We start from the raw sequence: 22,991 nt of genomic DNA on the forward strand, positions 1-22,991 counted from the left end.
CTTAGCGCAGCTTCAAGGTGGACAGGCCGACCAGGACCAGCATCATGGTCACGATCCAGAAGCGGACCACGACCTTGGTCTCTTTCCAGCCCTTTTGTTCGAAATGGTGGTGCAGCGGCGCCATCAGGAACACGCGGCGCCCGGCGCCATAGCGCTGCTTGGTGTACTTGAACCAGGTGACCTGGATGATCACCGACAGGGTCTCGGCCACGAACACGCCGCCCATGATGAACAGGACGATTTCCTGGCGCACGATGACGGCGATGGTGCCGAGCGCGCCGCCCAGCGCCAGCGCGCCGACGTCGCCCATGAACATCTGGGCCGGGTGCGCGTTATACCAGAGGAAAGCCAGGCCCGCGCCGGCCATCGCGCCGCAGAAGATCAGCAGTTCGCCGGCGCCCGGGATATAAGGAATGAGCAGGTATTTCGAGAAAGTCGCGCTGCCGGTCAGGTAGGCGAACAGGCCCAGGGCGCCGCCGACCATCACGGTCGGCATGATCGCCAGGCCGTCGAGGCCGTCGGTGAAGTTCACCGCATTGCTGGAGCCGACAATGACGCAATAGGTCAGCGCGATGAAGCCCCACACGCCCAGCGGATAGCTGATCGACTTGAAGAACGGGACGATCAGGTCGGCCTTGGGCGGCAGGGTCATCGAGAAGCCCGACTGCACCCAGGCGTAGAACAGCTGCAGCACTTCCCACGGGTTCGCGGCCGAGACCGAGAAGGCCAGGTAGAGCGCCGAGGCGATGCCGACCAGCGACATCCAGAAGTATTTTTCGCGCGAGCGCATGCCTTCCGGGTCTTTATAGACCACCTTGCGGTAGTCGTCGACCCAGCCGACGGCGCCGAAGCCCATCGTCACGACCAGCACCGGCCAGATCAGGCGGTTCGACAGGTCGCACCACAGCAAGGTCGAGATGCCGATCGCGATCAGCACCAGCACGCCGCCCATGGTCGGGGTGCCGTGCTTGGCCAGGTGGGTCTGCGGACCGTAGGTGCGCACCGACTGGCCGACCTTGAGTTCGGTCAGCTTGCGGATCACGGCTGGGCCGCAGATCAGGCCGATGGCGATGGCGGTGATGGTGGCGAACACCGCACGGAAGGTGATGTAGTTGAAAACACGCAGTGGACCGATGTAGTCCTGGAAGTATTGGGCGAGCCAGAGAAGCATTTAGTGGGCGTCCTTGCTAGGTGTTGATCCGGTCAGGTGCTGAACCACGCGTTCCATCTTCATGAAACGCGAGCCCTTCACCAGCACAGTCGCGTTGCTATTGCCGCCCAGTGTTGAATCCAGTGCTGCCAATAAGTCGTCGAACTGCTCGTAATGCCGTGTTCCCGACGCGCCCATATGGCGTGCCAGTTCGCCGGTGGCGAGCACGGTCTCGATGCCCTGCAGCGAGGCATAGGCACCGACTTCTTCGTGGAACTCTTTTCCTTGCGTCCCGACTTCGCCCATGTCGCCCACCACCAGGATGCGTGGGGCAGGATAAGCGGCCAGCACGTCGATCGCCGCACGCATCGAATCCGGGTTGGCGTTGTAGGTGTCGTCGATCACGGTGGCGCCGTTGGCGGCCTGCTTTTTCTGCAGGCGCCCGCCCACCGGCGCAAAGGCTTCGAGACCGCGCACGATGGCATCGACGGGGATGCCGGCGGCCAGGGTGGAGGCGAATGCGGCCAGCGCGTTGCGGACGTTGTGCTCTCCGGCCGCGGCCAGTGCGACGCTGTTGCTGTTACTACCACCAGCTTGAAGACCGTTGTACCGGCGAAGACCGGCACCCAAGTTCTCATCCGCAGTTGATGCAGCATCCGCAGCCGGCTGCGCATCGGAACTGGATCCCGGCCCGCGCCGGGATGACGTTGCTTGGGTGAGGAGGTCATTGGCACGGTTTGCGAGTTCCGCAGCGTTGCCCGACGTTGTTATGGTGAGCTGGTTACCGAAACCGGTGCTGGCATAGCTCGCGCTGACGTCGCAATCCTCGGTCAGGCCGAACGTCAAGGTGGAGCACTTCGCCAGCCCGCGCCACAAGTCGGTATAGACATCGTCGCCCGGGAACACGGCCACGCCATCCTGCGGCAGCGCCTGCAGCACCGAACCGTTCTCGCGTGCGACCGCTTCCACGGTGTGCATGAATTCCTGGTGCTCGCGCTGGGCGTTGTTGACCATGGCGACGGTGGGCGCCGCGATGGCTGCCAGGCGGCCGATCTCGCCCGGATGGTTCATGCCCATCTCGATCACGGCCGCGCGGTGCTGGGCGCCCAGGCGGAACAGGGTCAGCGGCACGCCGATCTCGTTATTCAAATTGCCCTGGGTGGCCAGGCGCGCTTCCTCGCCGAAGGCCGCCGCCAGGATCGAGGCGATCATCTCCTTGACCGTGGTCTTGCCGTTCGAGCCGGTGACGCCGATCACGGGAATCGCATACTTCCCGCGCCAGAGATTGGCGATGCGGCCCAGCGCCACCAGGGTGTCCGGCACCACGATGGCCGGCAGGGTCCAGCCTTCCGGCAAGGCGTGCACCACGACGGCGGCCACGCCGCGGCCGGCGACCTGGCCGAGGAAGCTGTGGGCGTCAAAACTCTCGCCTTTTAGCGCGACGAACAGCGCGCCGGCTGGGGCAGTACGGCTGTCGGTCGAGACGCCCTGAAAGGCGACGTCGCTGCCGACGAGCCGGGCGCCCGGGATGGCGGCTGCCAGTTGTGCGAGGGTGGCGCGCATCAGTGGGTCCTCATCATGGTAAGCCGCGCGCTCAGTGCGAGCGTTGCATGATCGGCATCCGAGAACGGCATCTTCTTGCCCTTGATCTCCTGGTAGGGCTCATGGCCCTTCCCTGCCAGCAGGATGACGTCCTGCTTGCCGGCGTTTTTCACGGCCGACAGGATGGCGGTGGCACGGTCTTCAATGGCCTGCACGTCCTTGTCCATGCCGGCGACGATCTGGGCGATGATGCTGCCTGGTTCTTCGCTGCGCGGGTTGTCGCTGGTGACCACGACCTGGTCGGCAGCCTGCGCGATGGCGCCCATCTGCGGGCGCTTGCCCGGATCGCGGTCGCCGCCGCAGCCGAAGACGCACCACAGCTGGCCGCCGCGCTCCGTGGCGACCTGGCGCAGCGCGCCCAAGGTCTTTTCCAGCGCATCCGGCGTGTGCGCGTAGTCGATCACGACCATCGGCGCGTCCTGGCCGCCGACCTGCTGCATGCGGCCCGGCGCCGGCACCAGCGCTTCGATCGCCTCGACGGCGTTTTTCAGCGCCACGCCCTTGGCCAGCAGCGCGCCCAGCACGGCCAGCGCGTTGCTGACGTTGAAGTGGCCGACCAGCGCGGTCTTCACATTGGCAGAACCTGCCGGAGTATCGACGGTGAATTCGGTACCCGCATGGCGGCTGCGCAGATTCGAGGCGCGCAGGATGCCGACGCCATCGATCGCCGGCTGATCCGCTTCGTTCTTCAAGGTGTAGCCGGTGACCGGCAGCGCGCTGAAATTGGCGCCCAGGTGGGCGACCAGGCGCCGCCCTGCCGGGTCGTCGAGGTTGACGATGGCGGAGCGCAAGCCTTCCCATTCGAACAGCTTGAACTTCGCTGCCTCATAGCTCTCCATGTCGCCATGGAAGTCGAGGTGGTCGCGGGTCAGGTTGGTGAAGATGGCGGCGTCGACATGCATGCCGGCCGCGCGGTCCTGCACCAGGCCGATGGACGAGGCTTCGATCGCCAGCGCGGTGGCGCCCTGCGTGCGCAGCTCGCTGAGGGTCTGTGCCAGCAGCACCGCGTCCGGCGTGGTGTAGCCGGTGGCGTCAAACTGCGGCTCGACCTTGCCCTTGGCGATGCCCACGCCCAGCGTGCCGATCACGGCCGCGGTCTCGCCCAGGCGGGCCAACGCCTGCCCAAGCCACACGGCGCAGGAGGTCTTGCCGTTGGTGCCGGTGACGGCCACGGTGAACATGCCGGCATCCGGACGTTCCAGCACCGCGTGGGCGATCGGCCCGGCGTTCTTCTTCAGGTTGGCGACGGCCAGGTGGGCGACCGTGTGCGCCTCGTCCCAGGCATGGCCATTTTCTTCGTACACGACCGCGGCGGCACCAAGGGCAATCGCCGCGCCGATGAAATCGCGGCCATCGGCACCCGCGCCCGGATAGGCGAAGAACACGTCGCCCGTCGCCACGCGGCGCGAGTCGGAAACGAGACGGCCGCCTGGTGCGGCGGCGCGGATCCATCCGGAGATGTCGTTCAGGCTCATTGCCATCACATGCTCTCCTCGAGGGGGTTTTCGGGAATGATGATGTCGGTCACCGAGGAGTCGGGCGGCACGTTCGCGGCCCGCAGCGCATTCGATGCCAGGTCCGCCGCGGTCGGGGCGGCGACGCTGCCGCCGGTGCGCAAGGCGCCGCGCGGGTTGTCGATCATGACGGCGATGACGAAGCGCGGCTTGGACATCGGCGCAATGCCGACGAAATAGCCGATGTTGTCGGTCTTCGAATAGCGGCCGTTGACGATCTTCTCGGCGGTACCGGTCTTGCCGCCCACGCGGTAGCCGGCCACCTGGGCCTTCGAGGCTGTGCCGTCCGGGCCGACCACGGATTCGAGCATGGTGCGCACCTGGGCGGCGGTCTTGGGCGAGATCACCTGCTGGCCGACCGGCTCCTCACTCACCTTCAGGAAGGAGAGCGGGATGATGTCGCCGTCGCGGGCGAACACCATGTAGGAGCGCGCCAGCTGCAGCAGCGACACCGACAGGCCGTGGCCGAAGGACATGTTGGCGTATTCGATCGGCTTCCAGGATTTCCATGGACGCACGCGGCCGGCGACGGCGCCCGGGAAACCGTAGCGCGGCGCCTGGCCGAATCCGAGCTTGGTGTATAGCTCCCACATGTCCTGCGGCTGAAGCATCTGGGCGATCTTGACGGTGCCGACGTTCGAGGATTTCTGGATGATGCCGCCGACCGTGAGCGCATCCTTCGGGTGCATGTCGCGGATGGTGCGCCCGCCGACGACGATGCGCCCGCCCGAGACGTCGAACACGGTGTCCGGGGTGATGCGTTTCTTCTCCAGACCCAGCGCCACGGTGACCGGCTTGAGCGTGGAACCCGGCTCGAAGGTATCGGTGATGACGCGGTTGCGCAGCTGCGCGCCGGTCAGCTTGGAGCGGTCATTCGGGTTGTAGGTCGGGTAGTTGGCCATGGCCAGCACTTCGCCGGTATGCACGTCCAGCACCACGGCGCCGCCGGCCTGGGCGTTGAACTTCTCGACCGCGTTCTTGACGCTGGTGAAGGCGATGTACTGCAGCTTGCTGTCCACCGACAGGGTCAGGTCCTTGCCCTGGTGCGGTTCGCGGAACATGCCCAGGTCTTCGGCGATGTGCCCCAGGCGGTCCTTGATCACGCGGCGGCTGCCCGGCACGCCGACCAGGGCCTTCTGGTGGAACAGCTCCATGCCTTCCTGGCCGATGTCCTCGACATTGGTGAAGCCCACCATGTGGGTCATCACTTCGCCTTGCGGGTAGAAGCGCTTGTATTCCTTGCGGGTGTCGATGCCGTCGATCTTGAGCTTTTCGATCTCGGCGATGACCGGCATCTCGACCTGGCGCTTCAGGTAGACGAAGGTGCGGTCGGAGTCGAGCTTCTTGCGCAGCTCCGCTTCCGGCATCTCGAGCAGGCGCGCCAGTGCGGTGATCTTCGCGCCAGGTGATTTCAGCACGTCTTCTGGAATCGCCCACACCGCCTTGACCGGCAGCGAGGACGCCAGCACGGCGCCATTGCGGTCCATGATCTTGCCGCGCGTGGCCGGCAATTCGAGCGTGCGCTCGTAGCGGCTCTTGCCCTGCTTTTGCAGGAACTGGGTCGACATGCCCTGCAGCCAGAGCGCGCGTGCGCCGAGCGCGGCGAAAGCCGCGAACAGCACGAACAGCACCAGGCGCGAGCGCCAGCTCGGCACGTTCACGGCCAGCACGGGGCTTTTCGAGAAGGCCACGCCTTTGGAGGCGGCGACCCGGGAGGTGGCGCGTCGTTCGACTCGCGCGTTCGGCCGGCTCATCGCGCCCCTTCCGTCAGGTACTGCGTGCGGGCCGGGGTGAGCGGGGTCATATTCAGGTTGGTGCGTGCGATCTGCTCGATGCGCTCGTTCTTGCCGAGCGTGGACTGGTCGAGCTGGAGCTGGGCCCAGTCGATGTCGAGCTGGCGCGACTGCTGCTGCAGGCGTTCGAGTTCGATCAGGAGATGGCGCGCCTGGTAGCGGGCGTTAACGACCGACAGCGCGCACAGGACCAGCGCGGCCGTCAGCATGGCGTTGAGCTTGGCGCTCATGGCGCGCTCCCGAGGCGTTCGGCCACGCGCAGCACCGCCGAGCGGGCGCGCGGATTGGCGCTCACCTCTGCGTCGGATGGCTTGGTCTTGTCGATCAGCTTCATCAGCGGCTGCGGCAGGTCGACGGCGCGGATCGGCAAACGGCGGTCCGGCTGCTCGACTTTCGCCTTGGACGCCAGAAACTGCTTGACCATGCGGTCTTCCAGCGAATGGAAGCTGATCACCGACATGCGTGCGCCCGGCGCCAGCATGGCGTAGGCCGCGCTCAGGCCTTGTTCGAGGTCTTCAAGCTCTTTATTGATGAAAATCCGGATAGCCTGAAAGGTCCGGGTTGCCGGATCCTTGCCTTTTTCCCGAGTCTTGACCGCGTTTGCCACGATTGCGGCAAGCTGTCGTGTGGTCGAAATTGGTTCGATTGCCCGGCGAGCTGCAACCGCCTTTGCAATCTGGAAAGCAAACCGCTCTTCTCCATAATCTCGTATAACCTTTTCCAATTGTTGTTCCGGCGCGATGGCCAGCCAGTCGGCCGCCGACATCCCGCGCGTGGTGTCCATGCGCATGTCGAGGGGGCCGTCCTGGCGGAAGCTGAATCCGCGCGTGGCGTCGTCCACCTGGGGCGACGAGATGCCAAGGTCCAGCAGGATGCCGTCCACCTGGCTGATGCCGCGCGCGGCCAGCGCGTCCTGCATCGTGGCAAAGCTGTCATGCACGATCGTGAAACGGGGGTCGTCGATCTGCTCGGCGGTGGCGATGGCCTGGAGGTCCTTGTCGAAGGCGAACAGGCGGCCCTGCGGCCCCAGGCGCGACAGCAGCAGGCGGCTGTGCCCGCCGCGACCGAAGGTGCCGTCTATATAGATGCCGTTGACGCGCTCACCCGTCAGGTTGAGCGCGTCAACGGCTTCGTCGAGCAGTACCGTACGATGCTGGTATTCAGATACCGTGCCCTGTGCCGGCAAATTGTCCGTCATCAAGGCCTCAGAAGGAGAAATTGGAAAGTACATCGGGCATGCCGCCGGCCACAGCCTCGGCTTCGCTGTCGGCGAGCTTGGCGGCGTCCCAGATCTCGAAATGGGTGCCCATGCCAAGCATCATGACTTCCTTCTCCAGCCCGACGGCGGCGCGCAGCTCGGGCGAAATCAATACGCGGCCGGCGCTGTCGACCTCGACATCGCAGGCATTACCAAGGAAAATGCGCTGCCACGCACGAGCCGACATCGGCCAGGCGGCGATCTGGTCGCGGTGCTGCTCCCAGACCGGGCGCGGGAAGAACAGGAGGCAGCCGTGCGGGTGCTTGGTCAGCGTCATGCGGCCTTCGCACTGGAACGCGAGGGCGTCACGATGCTTTGCCGGAATCGACATCCTTCCTTTTGCATCGAGATTGATCGCTGACGCGCCCTGGAACACAGATTACCTAGCTTGGAGTTTATCGATTCAGAATTTTTTAGCCGCTTGGGGTTTCAAAAATCCCCCACAAAACGACACTTTTTCACACTGTTTCCCACTTTATTGGAATCAATGTTGGTGGTCAAGCGAATTCACGCCCGGCAAATCTTAAATTTTCTAATAAAACCAAGGACTTAGGTGCATCTCTTGACCCTATGTCAACGTAAAATGTCTCCTAAATCAGTCACTTAGGAAACAGACTGAAGGTTGCACCTCACTTGTACAGACAATAATTCCTATGATAAAGATCACGTCCTGATGCGACAGCGGCGAGCGGGAGCGAAAGATTTCTCTGCAGCATTGATTGTTGTGAAAATTGCGGCGCTCGTCAGGAAGCGTTAGCATCACTCCAAGTCACCTACCCATCCCGCATGACAGCGCATGGCAGCAGGGATGGCAGCTCTGTCGAAACCATTCTTTGTCTGCTACCAGGGAGACAGCTGTGAGTATCACCCTTGCCCGCACCTATGCGGTCTACGACCTGATCGAAGTCCAGGAAGCGCTCGACCGCAGCCGCGGCCGCTCTCCCGAACTCGAGGCCTTCTACGAGCGCATGCTCGAGATCGGTGCCGACCGCTTCGTCACCACCCCTTCTTCGGCAAGTGCACTGGATCCATTGTTCGAAGAATGTCCGAATTTCGACGAAGTGCTGGGCGACCTGGCGCGCTATCTGCGCCTGGCCCAGGCCGGTAACAAAGGCTTCAATGTGATGCCCATCCTGCTGCTGGGCGGCCCGGGCGTGGGCAAGACCCACTTCGCCCGCCGGCTGGCCCGGATGATGCAGACCGAGTGCGAGCTGATCAGCATGAATGCGCTGTCGGCCGGCTTCGTCATCACCGGCAGCTCTGCCAGCTGGCGCGGCGCGAAATGCGGCAAGGTGGCCGAGCGCCTGGTGCGCGGGCAGTATGCGAACCCCGTGGTGGTGCTCGACGAAGTGGAAAAGGCGAGCGGCTCGAGCCAGTCCGATCCGCTGGCCGCGCTTTACCAACTATTAGAGCCCGAGACTTCGCGCGCGTTCCGCGACGAGTTCATCGACGTGGAACTCGATGCGAGCCGGATCTTCTGGGTGCTGACGGCAAATTCAACGGAAGGCATCCCGGCCCCGCTCCTCAATCGCATGGCGGTGTACGAGGTGCCTGCGCCGACCCCGGAACAGGCAGCCGGGATCGCGCAGCGCATGTACCGCGGCCTGGTGCGCGAACTGAACCTGACCGGGTTCGACGAGGATCTGGCGGAGAAGGTGCTCGACCGGCTGGCGCCGGTCTCGCCCCGCGACTTGCGCAAGATCCTGCTCGATGCGCTGGGTTACGCGGTGGCGGCCGAGCGCGGGCATGTGGCGGCGGGCGATATCCGCATGCGGCCGGTACCGGGCAAGTCGCGGATCGGGTTCTGAAGCGTGTTTCGCGACAGCCGGCTTCAGCGCAGGTAGGCCTTCAGCACATCAGCGCTGCGGTCCATGCCTTCCTTCAGGCGCCGCTCGGCGTGCGCCGCGCACTCCTCCGGCGTGCCGCCTCCCTGGCCGGCGGCATTCGCGGCGATCGCCTTGCTGGCGACACCGAAGGCCAGGATGGCCTGGTCCCAGCTCAAGCCGGACGCCAGCGCGTCTTCGACCGCGCGGGCCGCGAGCCCACCGAGTTTCTGGACCAGGCGCGGGTCCGCGTCTCCCAATTTCAACATGTTCCGGACTCCTTGCGCATGTTACGGCAGGTGGAGGGCTGCCATCCCTGAGCCGGAATCATACGTTATCGGAACCGGTGGGCGGAACACGCTTGCAGCGATTGCCGACTGGTTGCCAAGTCCCGTTGTGCGGGCGGGGTAATTTCGTCCAATACCCCATGCCGGTCACTTACCAGGCGGCTCGCCCTTTTTCGCGCAGATAAACACCAGCGAGGCGCTCAGGGCAAACACCAGCGCGATATAGCTGAAGGCGCGCTCCGGCAGCAGCGACACCGATGCCGCCACCAGCAGCACAAAATAGCCGCCGAAGACCAGCCACCCCTGCCAGGTCTGCGGCAGTCCCCAGCCCCAGCCGCGCTCGGGCGGCTTGCGCGGGAACCAGTATTGCTGCTTCATGATCGTCCTCCGGAATGTCCAGGGGTTTCCCAGGCCTTGGCATGTTCCACTGCCCTGCCCCAGCGCGCCATCAGCTCCAGGCGCCGGCCGGCATCCATCAGCGGCTCGAAACGCCGCTCGACCTGCCACTGGCTGCCGATGTCCTCGATGGTTTCCCAATAACCGACCGCCAGGCCCGCCAGGTAGGCCGCGCCCAGCGCCGTGGTCTCGAGGACCCGCGGGCGCACCACCGGCATACCGAGCAGGTCGGCCTGGAACTGCATCAGCATATCATTGCGCGCAGCGCCGCCGTCGGCGCGCATCTCGAGCACCGCGCAGGCCGCGTCCTTCTGCATCGCCCCCAGCAGTTCGGCGCTCTGGTAGGCGATTGCTTCGACCGCGGCGCGCGCGATGTGGGCGGCCGTGGTCCCGCGCGTCATGCCGACGATGGCGCCGCGTGCGTAAGGGTCCCAGTGCGGCGCGCCCAGGCCGGTAAAGGCCGGCACCAGCATCACGCCGCCGCTGTCGGGCACGCTCATCGCGAGCGGTTCGACGTCGGCGGATTGTTTAATGATGCCCAGGCCATCGCGCAGCCACTGCACGGTGGCGCCGCCCATGAAGACGCTGCCTTCGAGCAGGTAGGTGGTGGCCTCATTGACGGTCCAGCCGACGGTGGACAGCAGGCGATTGTGCGAGACCGGCGGCGTGTCTCCCGCATGCATCAGCATGAAGCAGCCGGTGCCATAGGTGTTCTTGACCAGGCCCTTGCGGTGGCAGGCCTGGCCGAAGGTCGCGGCCTGCTGGTCGCCGGCGATGCCGGCAATCGGGATCGCATGGCCGAACCAGGCTTCGGCGGCCAGGCCCACGACTTCGGAGTTGCCCACTACCTCGGGCAGCACGGCGGCGGGAATGCCGAACATCTCCAGCAGCGCATCGTCCCAGCGCAGCGTGTGGATGTTGAACAGCATCGTGCGCGAGGCGTTGCCGGCATCGGTAACGTGGCGCCCGCACAGGCGGTAGATCAGCCAGCTGTCGACCGTGCCGAAAGCCAGTTCACCGCGCTCGGCCCGCGCGCGCGCGCCGGGCACGTGCTCGAGCAGCCATTGCAGCTTGGTGGCGGAAAAATAGGCATCGAGTTCGAGGCCGGTGCGCGCCTGGATGTCGGCGGCCCTGCCTTCAAGCCGCAGGCGGTCGCAGGTATCGGCGGTGCGCCGGTCCTGCCAGACGATGGCGCGCGCGATTGGCTCGCCGGTGGCGCGGTCCCACAGGACGGTCGTCTCGCGCTGGTTGGCGATGCCGATCGCGGCAACCTGGGATGGGGCGATGCCCGCTTCGCGCAATACATCGCGCGCGCAGGCGAGCTGGGTATGCCAGATGTCGAGCGCGTCGTGCTCGACCCATCCGGGCTGCGGGAAATGCTGGGGATATTCCTGCTGGCTGCAGGCGATCGGCCGGCCCTGGTGGCCGAACACGATCGCGCGGGAACTGGTGGTGCCCTGGTCGAGGGCAAGGATGTATTTCCGCATCGTCGACTCACCGGGGCGCAGTCCTGGCGGGTTGCCGCCGGACCGCTGAATATAATGTAAAGCAGGCCGATAGGCCGGATTCTGTGTAGCGGTTTCCCTTGCGAGTCCCCGCCTGGACAGCCATTCCTCTAGGCGCTGGATTACTCCAGCGCTCAAGCTTCCTACCCGCACGCTCCGCGAGCAACATCAACGCGTGCCTATTTGGAATTGCTCCGAGTGGAGGTTACCGCGTTTCACCGTAACTTAATACGCTCGTCTCTGTGGCCCTATTCCTCGCCTTATACCCCCGGCTTGCACCGGAAGGCTTTCAGCGGACGGCCGTTAACCGTCACCCTGCTCTATGGAGTCCGGACCTTCCTCCCGCCAGTACCCGAAGGTACCGGCCAGCGGCTGCCTGGCCTGCTTCACGGGCGCATTGTAACCGATTGGGGGTGCTGAAGGCCCCGCTCAGGGCGATGTTGTGGTTTGCTAGCAAAATTGGGGTGAATGATGCCATTGGCATCATTCACGCCTTCGCGGGGACGACGTGCTGAGTGAACAGAGTGCAGATGTGCTTGTGGCCCGGCACCTGAAAACCGTCGTTCCCGCGCAGGCGGGGGCCCAAGCTCGTCGCCCCCACCTGATCAACTCTCGCCACCTTTTCTGAAACTTCGTGTCGCCATTTCAAAAGCCCCCATCGGCCCGCTCGCATAAAATCATCCGTTACCCAACCTGCAAGGATGACCGAACCATGACGCACCCTTCCCGCACCGGCGGCCAGATCCTGGTCGATGCACTCGCGATCCACGGCGTGGATACCGCCTTCGGCGTTCCCGGCGAGAGCTATCTCGACGTGCTGGACGCGCTGCATGACTCGGATATTCGCTTCGTGATCAACCGGCAGGAAGGCGGCGCGGCCTTCATGGCCGAGGCCTACGGCAAACTGACCGGCAAGCCGGGCATCTGCTTCGTCACCCGCGGCCCGGGCGCCACCAATGCCTCGATCGGCGTGCACACGGCCTACCAGGATTCGACCCCGATGATCCTGTTCATCGGCCAGGTCGGCAACGACTTCATCGACCGCGAAGCCTTCCAGGAAATCGACTACCGCCGCATGTTCGGCGAAATGGCCAAGTGGGTCGCCCAGATCGACCGCGCCGACCGCATTCCCGAATACCTGGCGCGCGCCTTCCAGGTCGCCACCAGCGGGCGTCCCGGCCCGGTGGTGCTGGCCCTGCCCGAAGACATGCTGGTCACCATCGCGCAAGTGGCCGACACCCGCCGCTACCAGCCGGTGCAGGCCTCGCCCTCGCAGGCGCAAATCGACACGCTGCGCGCCATGCTGCTGGACGCCAAACGCCCGGTCGTGCTGCTGGGGGGCGGCACCTGGAACGAAAAGGCCTGCGCCGACCTGGCGCGCTTCGCCGAAGCCAACCAGCTGCCGGTGGGCTGCACCTTCCGCTTCCAGGACCTGATGGACAACCTGCATCCGAACTACATCGGCGACGTCGGCATCGGCATCAACCCGAAGCTGGCAGCGCGCGTGGCGCAAGCCGACCTGGTAATCGCCATCGGCCCGCGCCTGGGCGAGATGACGACCGGCGGATACTCGCTGCTGGCTTCCCCGGTGCCGCGCCAGCGCCTGGTCCACATCCATGCGGACCCACAGGAACTGGGCAGCGTCTATCAGGCCGACCTGATGATCGCCAGCGGCGCGGCGCAGGCCTGCGCCATGCTGGCAGCGATGGAGCCGGTGGATGCTTCGGCATGGGCCGGCTGCGTGCTTGAAGCAAAAGCGGAACTGGCGGCCTTCCAGGCGCAGCCGCCGTTATTGCGCGACGGGGGCGCGCCGCTCGATTTGTGGCAGGTGGTGCAGGACCTGATGGACGTGCTGCCGCGCGACGCCATCATCACCAATGGCGCCGGCAACTACGCCTCGTGGGCGCACCGCTTCTACCGCTACGGCGGCATGCGCACCCAGCTCGCGCCGACCAACGGCGCGATGGGCTATGGCGTGCCGTCCGGTGTCGCGGCCAAGATCGTCCACCCGGAACGCGCAGTCGTGACCTTTGCCGGCGACGGCGAATTCATGATGACGGGCCAGGAATTGGCCACAGCGGTGCAATACAAGGTTGGCGTGGTGATCCTGGTGTTTAACAACAGCATGTTCGGCACCATCCGCATGCACCAGGAAAAGACCTATCCGGGCCGCGTGTCGGGAACCGAGCTGCACAACCCGGATTTTGCGGCATTGGCGCGCGCCTATGGCGGCCATGGCGAGGTGGTCGAAGCAACCGAAGAGTTTGCGCCCGCCCTGCAGCGGGCGCTTGCGCACGCGAACGAGCAGCAGCTGCCGGCTTTGATCGAGCTTCGCTACGACGGCAATCTGATTACGCCGAATGCGACGCTGGAGACTTTGCGCCGGGCGGCGGAAGCGGCCCAGGCCGGGCGCTGAGCGCCCATCGCCGGTTGACTCGCGCAGGCCGCCCTTGCCACGGGCTGCCTGCGGGTAATACCGTACAGTTAGTTAGACCACATCAATTCTTCAGTTAACGTAAAAACGTCGTATTACAACTTCACTGAACGGCGTTACGGGCTGCTTCTACGTGCTTACCGCTGTTCCAGGCCCAGCTCCGCCGGCAGCGGAATCGGTTTGTCGAAGAAGCTCACCGGCTCGCCCGATGGCTTGGTCAGGAACAGGGCAACGAGGGCAATGAACGCCCACACAATAATGTTGCGCAAGGTTGCGGCGCTGCCATCGGTGGCGTTGTCGCCATAGATAAGCCGCTTTAGAAAGTTCGTGATTTTCACGGTAACCCCGTTGTTCGTTATGGTTGGTTTTCTCCCTGCGCTCAATTTAACGCAACTCGCCATCGATTTCCAGAACCGCACTGTTGAGTAGCCTACCGGTTTCATCAATAACGCAACAGGAAATTTACCCGATGCATCTTTACAGGGCATTCCTGCGCTTGGGGGAAGGATCTTGCTGCTCTGGTAAAATATTCGCATCTTTTTTCATCGCCGGAATCCTCCGGCATGCGCGCGCAGGAATCGCTACCCCACTATGTTTAGTTTCTTCAAAAGAAAGAAGCCGGAGACCCAGGTTCCCGAGCCGGCCGTCGAAGCCGTGCCCGCCTCTGCTCCTGTCACTGCTCCTGCTGCTGCACCCGCCCCCGTCCCGGCACCGGCACCGGCGCCGATGTTCGTTCCCGGCGCCCTCGATGCGAGAACGTTCGAGACGGGCAGCGTCGCGGCCGGCGAGCTGTTCCCGGAAACCGCCGAGCGCCCGACGACCGAAGCCGAGCAGAAGCAATCCTGGATGGCCCGCCTGAAAGTCGGCCTGTCCAAGACCTCGAGTAATTTGTCGCTGCTGTTCGTCGGCGCGCGCATCGATGAAGACCTGTACGAGGAACTCGAATCCGCCCTCTTGATGTCGGACGCCGGCATGGACGCCACCGACTACCTGCTCACTTCCCTGCGCCGCCGCGTCAAGGAAGACAAGCTGGTCGACGCGGCCGCCGTCAAGGTCGCGCTCAAGGAATTGATGATCGAGCTCTTGAGCCCGCTGCAAAAGCCGCTCGAACTCGGCCGCCACGACCCGCTCGTGATGATGATCTCGGGCGTGAACGGCGCCGGCAAGACCACCACCATCGGCAAGCTGGCCAAGCACATGCAGCGTTTCGACCAGTCGGTGCTGCTGGCCGCGGGCGACACCTTCCGCGCCGCTGCGCGCGAGCAGCTGATGGTCTGGGGCCAGCGCAACAACGTCACCGTGATCTCGCAGGCCTCGGGCGACCCGGCCGCCGTGGCATTCGATGCGGTCCAGTCGGGCAAGGCGCGCGGTACGAATGTGGTGATGGTCGATACGGCCGGCCGTCTGCCGACCCAGCTGCACCTGATGGAAGAACTCAAGAAGATCAAGCGCGTCATCGGCAAGGGCATGGATGGCGCCCCGCACGAGCTGCTCTTGGTCATCGACGGCAACACCGGCCAGAACGCGCTGGCGCAAGTGAAAGCCTTTGACGATGCGCTGCAGCTCACCGGCCTGGTGATCACCAAGCTCGATGGCACCGCCAAGGGCGGCGTGCTGGCCGCGATTGCGCGCACGCGCCCGGTACCGGTGTATTTCATCGGCGTGGGCGAGAAGCTGGACGACCTGCAGCCCTTCAATGCCGAAGAATTCGTCGAAGCGCTGCTGGGTTAAGGAAAAAGCGACCCCAATGATCGAATTCCAGTCCGTCTCCAAGCAATACTCCACCGACGCTTACGCCCTGCGCGACGTCACCATCAACATCGCCAAGGGCGAGCTGGTCTACCTGGCCGGTCCCTCCGGCGCCGGCAAGTCGACCCTGATGAAAATGGTGGCCGCGGTCGAGCGTCCCACCAGCGGCGTCGTCACCGTGAACGGCCAGGACATCGGCCGCATCCGCAAGGCAGGCATCCCTTTCCTGCGCCGTAACCTGGGACTGATCTTCCAGCACCAGCGCCTGCTCAACGACCGCAACATCCTGGCCAACGTGATGCTGCCGCTGCTCGTCACCGGCGCGCCCAGGGCGCAGGCCGAGGGACGCGCCCGCGCGGCCCTGGAGAAGGTCGGGCTGCTCGATCGCACCAAGGCACTGCCGCTGGAACTGTCCGGCGGCGAGCAGCAGCGCGTGGCGATCGCCCGCGCCATCGTCAACCGCCCGCAGATCATCCTGGCCGACGAGCCGACCGCGAACCTCGACCGCGCCGCGGCCGACCGCGTGCTCGACGCGCTGCGCGCCTTCCATGCCGTCGGCGTGACCTGCGTGATCTCGACCCACGACGAGCAGGTGCTCGACACGGCGGGACGCGTGATCCGCCTCGAACACGGCATGCTTGCCGGAGGTGCGGCATGAGCCCGTGGATCCGCCAGCACCGCTTCGCGCTGCGCGCGGCGCTGTCCAGCGTACGCAAGGCTCCGGGCAGCTTCCTGTTCAATGTCCTGGTCGTCGCGCTCGCGCTGACCCTGCCCTTCGCCGGCATCACGCTGCTCGACAACGTGCGCCCGCTGTCCCAGCAGCTCTCGGTCGATCCGGAAATGAGCCTCTTCATGAAGCTCGAGGCCACGCGCGAGCAGGCCAATGCGGTGGCGCCGCAGATCCGCAGCATCGTGGCCGCCAACATGGGCGGCGGACAGGCAAAAGTCAATTTCGTGGCGCGCGAAGACGCGCTGGCCGCGCTGAAGGGCAAGAGCGGCCTGAGCGACGTGCTCGACACCCTCGGCGAGAACCCGCTGCCGGACAGCTATGTGCTCAAGCTCGAAGGCTACTCCGGCAGCGGCGCTGCCGGCGGGGTCGATGCGATGGTCGAGCAGCTGCGCGCGCTGCCGGGCGTCGAGACGGTGCAGGTCGACTCGGCCTGGGTCAAGCGCCTGGCCGCCCTGCTGGCCATCCTGCGCCTGGCCCTGCTGCTGCTGGCCGTCACGCTCGGCATCGTGGTGATCGCGGTGGTCTTCAATACCATCCGCCTGCAGGTCCTGACCCAGAAGGAAGAGATCGCGGTGTCCAAGCTGCTGGGCGCGACCGACAACTTCATCCACCGCCCCTTCTATTACACCGGCGCCCTGCTCGGGCTGTGCGCCGGCGCCGTGGCGCTCGGCGTGGTCTTGCTGGGACTGGCGCCGCTGAACGGCGCGATTGCCGAATTCGCCAGGCTGTATGCGTCGGAATTCCAGCTGGCGCCGCTCGGCGGCCTGGAAATCGCCGGCCTGCTGGCGATCAGCGCCGGGCTCGGACTGACCGGTGCGATGCTGTCGGTGCACCGCCACCTGGCGCGCGTCAGCTGATATAAATGTGGACGGCGACCCCCGTCCACAAGCCTCTTCCAAACGGCCTTGCCGTCGTCCCTACGCCCAGACGCGCCCTGCTCCTACAGGGCATGGCAGGCTTACGTGCGCCATTCAACAGAAGCCGTCCCGGGGTCCACTTAACCTGTGCTGAGGGATTTTCCAGCGCTTCCGGGCTCACTTTTGAGCTGAATCAATCAAACGGGGAGTAGCTACTCTACAGTTGAAACGAAATGATTTTGATTCCTGCTGGCAATACTTTAGCCAAACTTAATCGACTTCGGCAAACCGATGGGTCGTCTAGCACTCACCACTGGAGAGTGCTAATATATGGCTTGAAGACAGCGAAAATCAAGTGAAGCATCCCGTAACAGGCAGTAGATTGGTGTCCCGAGACATGGGTTTCGTGGCACATCGAGGATGCAGCAAGACTACTACGAGGAATGAATATGTCCGCACAATCCGCATTGGTTCCGGCCGGCAGTCGTGCCCTGAACCTGGGTTTCACCGGCAATCTTGGCAACATTGACGCCTATATCTCGGCCGTCAACCGCCTGCCGATGCTGACCCACGAGGAAGAACAATCGCTGGCAAAGCGGCTGCGCGACGCAAACGACCTGGACGCCGCGCAAAAGCTGGTGCTGTCGCACTTGCGCCTGGTGGTGTCGATCGCCCGTGGCTACCTCGGCTATGGCCTGCCGCACGCCGACCTGATCCAGGAAGGCAATATTGGCCTGATGAAGGCCGTCAAGCGCTTCGACCCTGACCAGGGCGTGCGTCTCGTCTCGTACGCGATGCACTGGATCAAAGCCGAGATGCATGAATACATCCTGAAGAACTGGCGCCTGGTAAAGGTCGCCACGACCAAGGCCCAGCGCAAGCTGTTCTTCAACCTGCGCAGCAACAAGGTCGGCCTCGATGCGATGACCCCGAGCCAGGTCGACGACCTGGCGAAGATGCTCGACGTCAAGCGCGAAGAAGTGATTGAGATGGAAACCCGCCTGTCGGGCCGCGACATCGCCCTCGAGTCGCCGACCGACGACGAAGATGACAAGTTTTCGCCGATCGCCTACCTGTCGTCGGATCTGGCAGAGCCGACCAAGGTGCTGGAAGCCGAGGCGGTCACCCGCCTGCAGTCCGAAGGCCTGGAAACGGCGCTCGGCAAACTGGACCCGCGCTCGCGCCGTATCGTCGAAGCGCGCTGGCTGGCCAACGACGACGGCTCGGGCGCCACGCTGCACACGCTGGCCGAAGAGTTCGGCGTGTCGGCAGAGCGCATCCGGCAGATCGAATCGGCTGCGCTGAAGAAAATGAAAGGTGCGCTGGCGGCGTTTGTCTAAGCCTTCAGTTCCTGCCAGATAAACACCCCGCTTCGGCGGTAATGCCGTTCAGTTAAGACTGAACGGCATTTTTCATTTTTACGGTGGTAAACGTGCCCTGGGCTGCCGTTACGCATTCCTACGGCAAGCTCCGTCGTCGATGAAACACCTGCGAGAGAGCTTGGTTGGCCTCTTGCATGAACAAGGGCCCGGTCGCTCTTGCGACCGGGCCGTCAAGGCCAGACCATTACGCTACGCCGTCCGCAAGGTGACGAAGCTTCCTTAACTGAACGGCATTACCGCTTCGGCGGGGGTTTTCACTGGTATGCCGGGAAGGTCTAGCGTTGCGCGAGCAGCGTGACGAATTCGCCGGGCGCTGCCGTGCTCGACAGCATATGCGCCGGCATTGTCAGGGTGGCATTGATGCGGTTTGACGAGGATGTTGCGGGATCGTCGACGACGATCCGTAGTTGTTCATCGCGCGTGACGAACACATAGGGCGAGACGGCGATGAGCTGTACCCTCCCGATGCTGCCCATGCTGGCATACATACGATTGCCCCACATGCTCAGCTGCATGGACTTGCCGTTCGACAGGGCATACGTTCCCTTGATGCCGTCGAACTCTTCGTACCAGACGTTACGCAGCTGCTGCGGCAGGACGATGCGCTCCGGCGGCGCGGTGATCCGGACTTGCCCTGGTGATGGTATTTCCTGCGCAGCGGCCGCCCCCGACAGGGCGGCGACCACTGCAAAACATGCAATGGTTTTCATGATTGGCTCCTGATGCTCACAGCCTTCTACCAACGGGCCGTCATTGAAGTATAGGAAGTGCCAATACAGAAGCGAGGATAATCTTGAACAACAGTTTGTTGGCGACAAATGTGTAGGGGCCTGTGTGGACGTCCACAATCGACCCCGGAGCAGACCAAGTTGACAGACTCCGCATGATCTCAATGCGCCGCCCAAATTTCTCATGCAAAGACTTCTAAGTCTTTCGCTTCACGCCGGGATGATTGCACGTAAGGGGTGGCAGTGAATGTATCCCACTGCGGATCCTGGATTTCTTCAAAACCCCATCGTAGATATTCGAGTTCGAACAAGTGGCCGTTCTGGTCTGCGTACAGCACAATCCCAATCACTGCCCCGTCGCTGTCCAGATCTCGTGCGTCCACGTCAACATCACGCTGGCCCGTGTATGAAGGGCGTTCATATCCTGCGACTTCAAACTCAAGGACCTCGCCATTTTCAGTGGCACTTCGGACGCTCAATCCAGCCAAATCACCGAAGAACTGGATCTTGCTGTTTACCGGCGTCAGTGAAGACCAGCAACTGCTCGATCTCCTTCGCAGGCGACTCTAACCGGATGCTGACGCTAGGATTAAGCGGATACAATGCCAACGGGACGTGACATCAGAGCTTGGTCACGATCCGCCGTCCGTCTGGAATCAGGGCACGGCCAACAACTCGGAAGAGCTTCTTCTTGCTTAGAAAAAACGCTCCGCTCTTGCTAACTGTCGGAACCTTGGTCCTATCCTTGGCCTCGACATTTGCCGCTTGGAATATCGCAAGCCAGGAAGCCGTACGGCTCAACGAAACAGAATTCCGGTTCGAGGTTCGGCAGGCTATCCGGCGCATCGAGCAAAGGATGACGACCTACGAAGGAGCCGCGCGTAGCACGCAAGCTTATCTGCTCGGTTCTGTGAAGGTGAAACGTGAGGACTTCAGCCTGTTTATTGCCTCATTGCGCCTTCAAGAAAAATTTCCCGGAATTCAAGGCATCGCCCTTGTTGAACTTATTCCTCCGCAGCGCATGGCCGAGCATGTAGCGGCGATACGGCGTGAAGGCTTCACGAACTATCAAGTAATTCCTGCCGGCGAACGAAACGTGTATTCAGCGATTACACAGATCGAGCCGTTTACTGGCCTGAATCTGCGTGCACTTGGCTTCGACATGCTCTCCGAGCCGAACCGCCGCGCTGCGATGGAGAGGGCACGTGATACAGGGCACGCGGCTGCCTCCGGCAAAGTGAGACTGATCCAGGAGAATGGCAAGGACGTGCAGTCCGGCCTGGTCATGTATTTGCCCGTATATAAGCGCGGCATGCCGACGGCTACCATCGCACAGCGCCGCCAGAGCCTGATCGGATGGATAGGCGCGCCGTTCCGGATGGACGACCTCATGGCAGGCCTGGGGGGAGAGCGTTCGGGAGACGTCGTGCTGTCCATCTATGACGGTACCAAGGTCTCCGAGGAGTCCCGTCTGTATTCCTCGCGCTTGATGCACCCTGCCAGGCTTTCTCCACCGCAGTTTCGAGCCCTGCAGCACATTTCGGTTGCGGGACGCCCGTGGACCCTCGATATCCAGTCGTCTTCGGCATTCGAACAACGTATTGTTACCGACCGTCCCCGACTCATTGCAATCATTGGCGGTGCGTTTAGCATCATGATCGCCTTGCTTGTGTGGTTGCTGGCGTCAGGACGACGCCGGGCGCTGTCGCTGGCGACGGAAATGACACACCAGTTGGGCGAAAGCGAGTTTCGGTGGAAATATGCGCTTGAAGGCGCTGGGGATGGCGTGTGGGATTGGAACATCGCCACTGACGAGGTGATCTATTCAGAGCAGTGGAAGGCCATGCTCGGCTACCAGGACGAGGAGATAGGCAACAGCCCGTTGGAATGGGAACGTCGACTTCATCCCGAGGACTTACCTGCCACCAAAGCGCTCGTGCGCCGCTATCTCGACAGTACGGATGGGCCACTACAGGCTCAATTCCGTATGCGTTGCAGGGATGGAAGCTGGAAGTGGATTATGACCCGCGCGATGGCCGTCAGCCGGGATGCCGAGGGCAAGCCGCTGCGTCTCATCGGTACCCATACCGACATTACCCGTTCAAAACAGGATGAGCAGGCTTTGCGGGAGGCCAATGCCCGGTTGAAAGAGGAGCAGCACCGCATTGAGGTGATCCTGAAGCATTCGCACGATGCATTCGTTACGGTGCTTTCCGACGGAAGGATTCGCGACTGGAACGCCAAGGCGGAGCAATTATTTGGCTGGACCGCCGAGGAAGCGATCGGCAAAGACCTGGCCACGTTGATCATCCCTGAGCAGTTCCGCTCGAGGCACAAAGTCGGTTTCCAACGATTTGTCGCGACTGGCAAAGCGGCGGGGAAAGTCGTGGAAGTCGAAGCGTTGCATCGTACAGGCCGCTGGGTTCCGGTTGAACTCGCGTTTGCAGGCGTTCCGCAAGGTTCAGGCTATGTCGTCACCGCTTTCATACGCGATATCAGCGAACGCAGAGCCGCGCAGCAGCTCGACGCGGAGCGCTCTCAAGCGCTCGAGGAAGCCCGAAATGCCCTTCATCATGCCCAAAAGCTAGAAGCCCTAGGTAAGCTGACCGGGGGCGTCGCACATGATTTTAATAACGTCTTACAGGTCATCACAGGAAATCTTGCGCTGTTGCAACTGCATGCTCGCGATAACGCCGGGATGCACAAGCGACTCGATAGTATCAAAGGAGCAGTCCAGCGCGGCGCCAAACTATCTTCACAACTGCTTGCCTTCGCACGCCGCCAGCCACTGCAACCAGTTGCCGTGAACGTCGTGCGGCTCCTGCGAAACATGGAGGAATTGTTACAGCGCGCCCTCGGGGAAACGGTGGAGTTACATATTTCCTGTGAAGAGGGCCTCTGGAACACGCAGGTTGATCCGGGCCAGTTTGAAAACGTGATTCTGAATCTGGCGATCAACGCACGTGACGCGATGCCCACCGGCGGAGAGGTGAGGATTAACCTGAGCAATGTAACCTTGAATGAAGACGAAGCCAGCAGACTTCCCGGGCTTGCAAAAGGCGAGTACGTTTTCGTCTCCATGACCGATACCGGGTCGGGCATGAGTCCTGATGTCATGGCGCAAGCGTTCGAGCCCTTTTTTACGACGAAGCCGATCGGCCAAGGGACGGGACTTGGTTTGAGCATGGCTTATGGCATGGTCAAGCAAAGCAAGGGGCATATCGACATTTCCAGCACCCTCGGTAGCGGTACGACAGTAATGGTCTATCTTCCCCGCACTCATCAACCTGAGAACTTGGCTACGGCCCCAGTGGCTGCTTCAGAGTCGGGCGGCACCGAAACTATCCTTGTCGTCGAAGACGACGAGGATGTGCGCCTGTCCGTGGTTGCCAACTTGTCGGAGCTGGGATACCGGGTGTTGCATTCGTCCGATGGAGAAAGCGGACTCCAGATCCTGATAGATGGTGCCCAGGTCGACCTGTTATTCACTGATGTGGTAATGCCAGGCAGCATCACTGGTCCTGAACTCGCGGCCCTCGCCAAGCTCATGCAACCGGACCTGGCCATCTTGTTCACCTCGGGGTATACGCGCGACGCACTGACGACTGATGGCCGCCTCAGGGAAGGAGTTCAGTTACTCAGCAAGCCGTACGATCAAAAGCAATTAGCCCGACGGATCCGCGAAGTCCTGGCGGCGTGAGCAGTACAGAACTTATCAGTACACCATGCCTTCTTGCTGGAGCCGGAAGTCGAAGCCAAGGTCACTTATGAGTGAAGTGAACA

General features: G+C 63.1%; 20 protein-coding genes and 1 other RNA gene. 7 read left to right on the top strand and 14 right to left on the bottom strand.

Features of this window, described 5'->3' with window-relative positions:
- Position 1 precedes the first annotated feature (1 nt).
- From mraY to mraZ, 7 genes are read right to left on the bottom strand one after another with little or no spacing between them, the layout of a single operon-like run.
- A complete protein-coding gene (mraY, locus tag AC56K1_RS11270; protein WP_497157929.1) occupies positions 2 to 1,171 on the bottom strand; it encodes a phospho-N-acetylmuramoyl-pentapeptide-transferase in 1,170 nt (389 codons plus the stop codon).
- Positions 1,172 to 2,713: a UDP-N-acetylmuramoyl-tripeptide--D-alanyl-D-alanine ligase gene (locus AC56K1_RS11275; RefSeq protein ID WP_497157930.1), complete on the bottom strand. Its 1,542-nt coding sequence runs from the start codon at positions 2,711 to 2,713 to the stop codon at positions 1,172 to 1,174.
- Positions 2,713 to 4,233 carry a UDP-N-acetylmuramoyl-L-alanyl-D-glutamate--2,6-diaminopimelate ligase gene (locus AC56K1_RS11280; RefSeq protein ID WP_497157931.1) on the bottom strand — a complete coding sequence of 507 codons (1,521 nt, stop codon included), beginning with the start codon at positions 4,231 to 4,233 and terminating at the stop codon, positions 2,713 to 2,715. The genes AC56K1_RS11275 and AC56K1_RS11280 overlap by 1 nt, the downstream gene beginning before the upstream one ends.
- Positions 4,233 to 6,020, bottom strand: coding sequence for a peptidoglycan D,D-transpeptidase FtsI family protein (locus tag AC56K1_RS11285; protein WP_497157932.1), 1,788 nt, complete (start codon positions 6,018 to 6,020; stop codon positions 4,233 to 4,235). Before AC56K1_RS11285 ends, AC56K1_RS11280 begins: the two co-directional genes overlap by 1 nt.
- The gene (ftsL, locus tag AC56K1_RS11290) at positions 6,017 to 6,289 is read right to left on the bottom strand and encodes a cell division protein FtsL (RefSeq protein ID WP_497157933.1); all 273 of its coding nucleotides are present in this window, start codon (positions 6,287 to 6,289) and stop codon (positions 6,017 to 6,019) included. Before ftsL ends, AC56K1_RS11285 begins: the two co-directional genes overlap by 4 nt.
- Entirely contained in the window at positions 6,286 to 7,278 is a 993-nt protein-coding gene (gene rsmH / locus AC56K1_RS11295; protein ID WP_497158060.1) for a 16S rRNA (cytosine(1402)-N(4))-methyltransferase RsmH, read from the bottom strand. Before rsmH ends, ftsL begins: the two co-directional genes overlap by 4 nt.
- On the bottom strand, positions 7,265 to 7,693 hold the full coding sequence (gene mraZ, locus AC56K1_RS11300) for a division/cell wall cluster transcriptional repressor MraZ (protein WP_497157934.1): 429 nt from the start codon (positions 7,691 to 7,693) through the stop codon (positions 7,265 to 7,267). The genes rsmH and mraZ overlap by 14 nt, the downstream gene beginning before the upstream one ends.
- A gap of 481 nt (positions 7,694 to 8,174) precedes the next feature.
- Here mraZ and AC56K1_RS11305 point away from each other — a divergent pair, with 481 nt between their 5' ends.
- Positions 8,175 to 9,125, top strand: coding sequence for an AAA family ATPase (locus AC56K1_RS11305; RefSeq protein ID WP_497157935.1), 951 nt, complete (start codon positions 8,175 to 8,177; stop codon positions 9,123 to 9,125).
- Between the two features lie 23 nt (positions 9,126 to 9,148).
- Here AC56K1_RS11305 and AC56K1_RS11310 read toward each other — a convergent pair whose 3' ends face one another.
- From AC56K1_RS11310 to rnpB, 4 genes are all read right to left on the bottom strand, one after another.
- Complete coding sequence (locus AC56K1_RS11310) at positions 9,149 to 9,409, bottom strand: hypothetical protein (protein WP_497157936.1); 261 nt, start codon at positions 9,407 to 9,409, stop codon at positions 9,149 to 9,151.
- Positions 9,410 to 9,574: 165 nt separating this feature from the next.
- Entirely contained in the window at positions 9,575 to 9,805 is a 231-nt protein-coding gene (locus tag AC56K1_RS11315) for a hypothetical protein (RefSeq protein ID WP_497157937.1), read from the bottom strand.
- On the bottom strand, positions 9,802 to 11,310 hold the full coding sequence (glpK, locus tag AC56K1_RS11320; protein WP_497157938.1) for a glycerol kinase GlpK: 1,509 nt from the start codon (positions 11,308 to 11,310) through the stop codon (positions 9,802 to 9,804). Before glpK ends, AC56K1_RS11315 begins: the two co-directional genes overlap by 4 nt.
- A 54-nt stretch (positions 11,311 to 11,364) precedes the next feature.
- Positions 11,365 to 11,716: RNase P RNA component class A (gene rnpB / locus AC56K1_RS11325), an RNA gene on the bottom strand.
- A gap of 324 nt (positions 11,717 to 12,040) precedes the next feature.
- Here rnpB and AC56K1_RS11330 point away from each other — a divergent pair.
- Positions 12,041 to 13,744: a thiamine pyrophosphate-binding protein gene (locus AC56K1_RS11330; RefSeq protein WP_497157939.1), complete on the top strand. Its 1,704-nt coding sequence runs from the start codon at positions 12,041 to 12,043 to the stop codon at positions 13,742 to 13,744.
- Between the two features lie 155 nt (positions 13,745 to 13,899).
- Here the strand turns inward: AC56K1_RS11330 and AC56K1_RS11335 are convergent, their stop codons facing one another.
- Positions 13,900 to 14,100 carry a hypothetical protein gene (locus AC56K1_RS11335; RefSeq protein WP_497157940.1) on the bottom strand — a complete coding sequence of 67 codons (201 nt, stop codon included), beginning with the start codon at positions 14,098 to 14,100 and terminating at the stop codon, positions 13,900 to 13,902.
- Positions 14,101 to 14,353: 253 nt separating this feature from the next.
- Here AC56K1_RS11335 and ftsY point away from each other — a divergent pair, with 253 nt between their 5' ends.
- From ftsY to rpoH, 4 genes are all read left to right on the top strand, one after another.
- Positions 14,354 to 15,493: a signal recognition particle-docking protein FtsY gene (ftsY, locus tag AC56K1_RS11340; RefSeq protein ID WP_497157941.1), complete on the top strand. Its 1,140-nt coding sequence runs from the start codon at positions 14,354 to 14,356 to the stop codon at positions 15,491 to 15,493.
- Between the two features lie 16 nt (positions 15,494 to 15,509).
- Positions 15,510 to 16,169 (top strand): cell division ATP-binding protein FtsE, encoded by a 660-nt coding sequence (locus AC56K1_RS11345; protein ID WP_497157942.1) that lies wholly within the window; start codon positions 15,510 to 15,512, stop codon positions 16,167 to 16,169.
- Entirely contained in the window at positions 16,166 to 17,098 is a 933-nt protein-coding gene (gene ftsX, locus AC56K1_RS11350; RefSeq protein ID WP_497157943.1) for a permease-like cell division protein FtsX, read from the top strand. Before AC56K1_RS11345 ends, ftsX begins: the two co-directional genes overlap by 4 nt.
- Before the next feature lie 449 nt (positions 17,099 to 17,547).
- Positions 17,548 to 18,438 carry an RNA polymerase sigma factor RpoH gene (gene rpoH / locus AC56K1_RS11355; RefSeq protein ID WP_497157944.1) on the top strand — a complete coding sequence of 297 codons (891 nt, stop codon included), beginning with the start codon at positions 17,548 to 17,550 and terminating at the stop codon, positions 18,436 to 18,438.
- A 317-nt stretch (positions 18,439 to 18,755) separates the two neighbouring features.
- Here rpoH and AC56K1_RS11360 read toward each other — a convergent pair whose 3' ends face one another.
- Together AC56K1_RS11360 and AC56K1_RS11365 are read right to left on the bottom strand one after the other, a co-directional pair.
- A complete protein-coding gene (locus AC56K1_RS11360; RefSeq protein ID WP_497157945.1) occupies positions 18,756 to 19,190 on the bottom strand; it encodes a hypothetical protein in 435 nt (144 codons plus the stop codon).
- A gap of 200 nt (positions 19,191 to 19,390) precedes the next feature.
- Positions 19,391 to 19,591, bottom strand: coding sequence for a DUF6984 family protein (locus AC56K1_RS11365; protein WP_497158061.1), 201 nt, complete (start codon positions 19,589 to 19,591; stop codon positions 19,391 to 19,393).
- A 362-nt stretch (positions 19,592 to 19,953) separates the two neighbouring features.
- Between AC56K1_RS11365 and AC56K1_RS11370 the strand changes: the two genes are divergently transcribed.
- Positions 19,954 to 22,908 carry a CHASE domain-containing protein gene (locus tag AC56K1_RS11370; protein WP_497157946.1) on the top strand — a complete coding sequence of 985 codons (2,955 nt, stop codon included), beginning with the start codon at positions 19,954 to 19,956 and terminating at the stop codon, positions 22,906 to 22,908.
- The last annotated feature ends 83 nt before the right edge of the window (positions 22,909 to 22,991 follow it).

This window comes from Telluria sp. ZB4P37, from assembly GCF_059685855.1.

Bases quoted from the DNA above. Each gene is read 5' to 3' on its own strand.
- AC56K1_RS11310 (WP_497157936.1), bottom strand. From the start codon at position 9,409: ATGTTGAAATTGGGAGACGCGGACCCGCGCCTGGTCCAGAAACTCGGT.
- AC56K1_RS11275 (WP_497157930.1), bottom strand. From the start codon at position 2,713: ATGCGCGCCACCCTCGCACAACTGGCAGCCGCCATCCCGGGCGCCCGG.
- AC56K1_RS11330 (WP_497157939.1), top strand. From the start codon at position 12,041: ATGACGCACCCTTCCCGCACCGGCGGCCAGATCCTGGTCGATGCACTC.
- mraY (WP_497157929.1), bottom strand. From the start codon at position 1,171: ATGCTTCTCTGGCTCGCCCAATACTTCCAGGACTACATCGGTCCACTG.
- glpK (WP_497157938.1), bottom strand. From the start codon at position 11,310: ATGCGGAAATACATCCTTGCCCTCGACCAGGGCACCACCAGTTCCCGC.
- ftsX (WP_497157943.1), top strand. From the start codon at position 16,166: ATGAGCCCGTGGATCCGCCAGCACCGCTTCGCGCTGCGCGCGGCGCTG.
- AC56K1_RS11285 (WP_497157932.1), bottom strand. From the start codon at position 6,020: ATGAGCCGGCCGAACGCGCGAGTCGAACGACGCGCCACCTCCCGGGTC.
- ftsY (WP_497157941.1), top strand. From the start codon at position 14,354: ATGTTTAGTTTCTTCAAAAGAAAGAAGCCGGAGACCCAGGTTCCCGAG.
- AC56K1_RS11360 (WP_497157945.1), bottom strand. From the start codon at position 19,190: ATGAAAACCATTGCATGTTTTGCAGTGGTCGCCGCCCTGTCGGGGGCG.
- AC56K1_RS11280 (WP_497157931.1), bottom strand. From the start codon at position 4,233: ATGGCAATGAGCCTGAACGACATCTCCGGATGGATCCGCGCCGCCGCA.
- AC56K1_RS11345 (WP_497157942.1), top strand. From the start codon at position 15,510: ATGATCGAATTCCAGTCCGTCTCCAAGCAATACTCCACCGACGCTTAC.
- rpoH (WP_497157944.1), top strand. From the start codon at position 17,548: ATGTCCGCACAATCCGCATTGGTTCCGGCCGGCAGTCGTGCCCTGAAC.
- ftsL (WP_497157933.1), bottom strand. From the start codon at position 6,289: ATGAGCGCCAAGCTCAACGCCATGCTGACGGCCGCGCTGGTCCTGTGC.
- AC56K1_RS11315 (WP_497157937.1), bottom strand. From the start codon at position 9,805: ATGAAGCAGCAATACTGGTTCCCGCGCAAGCCGCCCGAGCGCGGCTGG.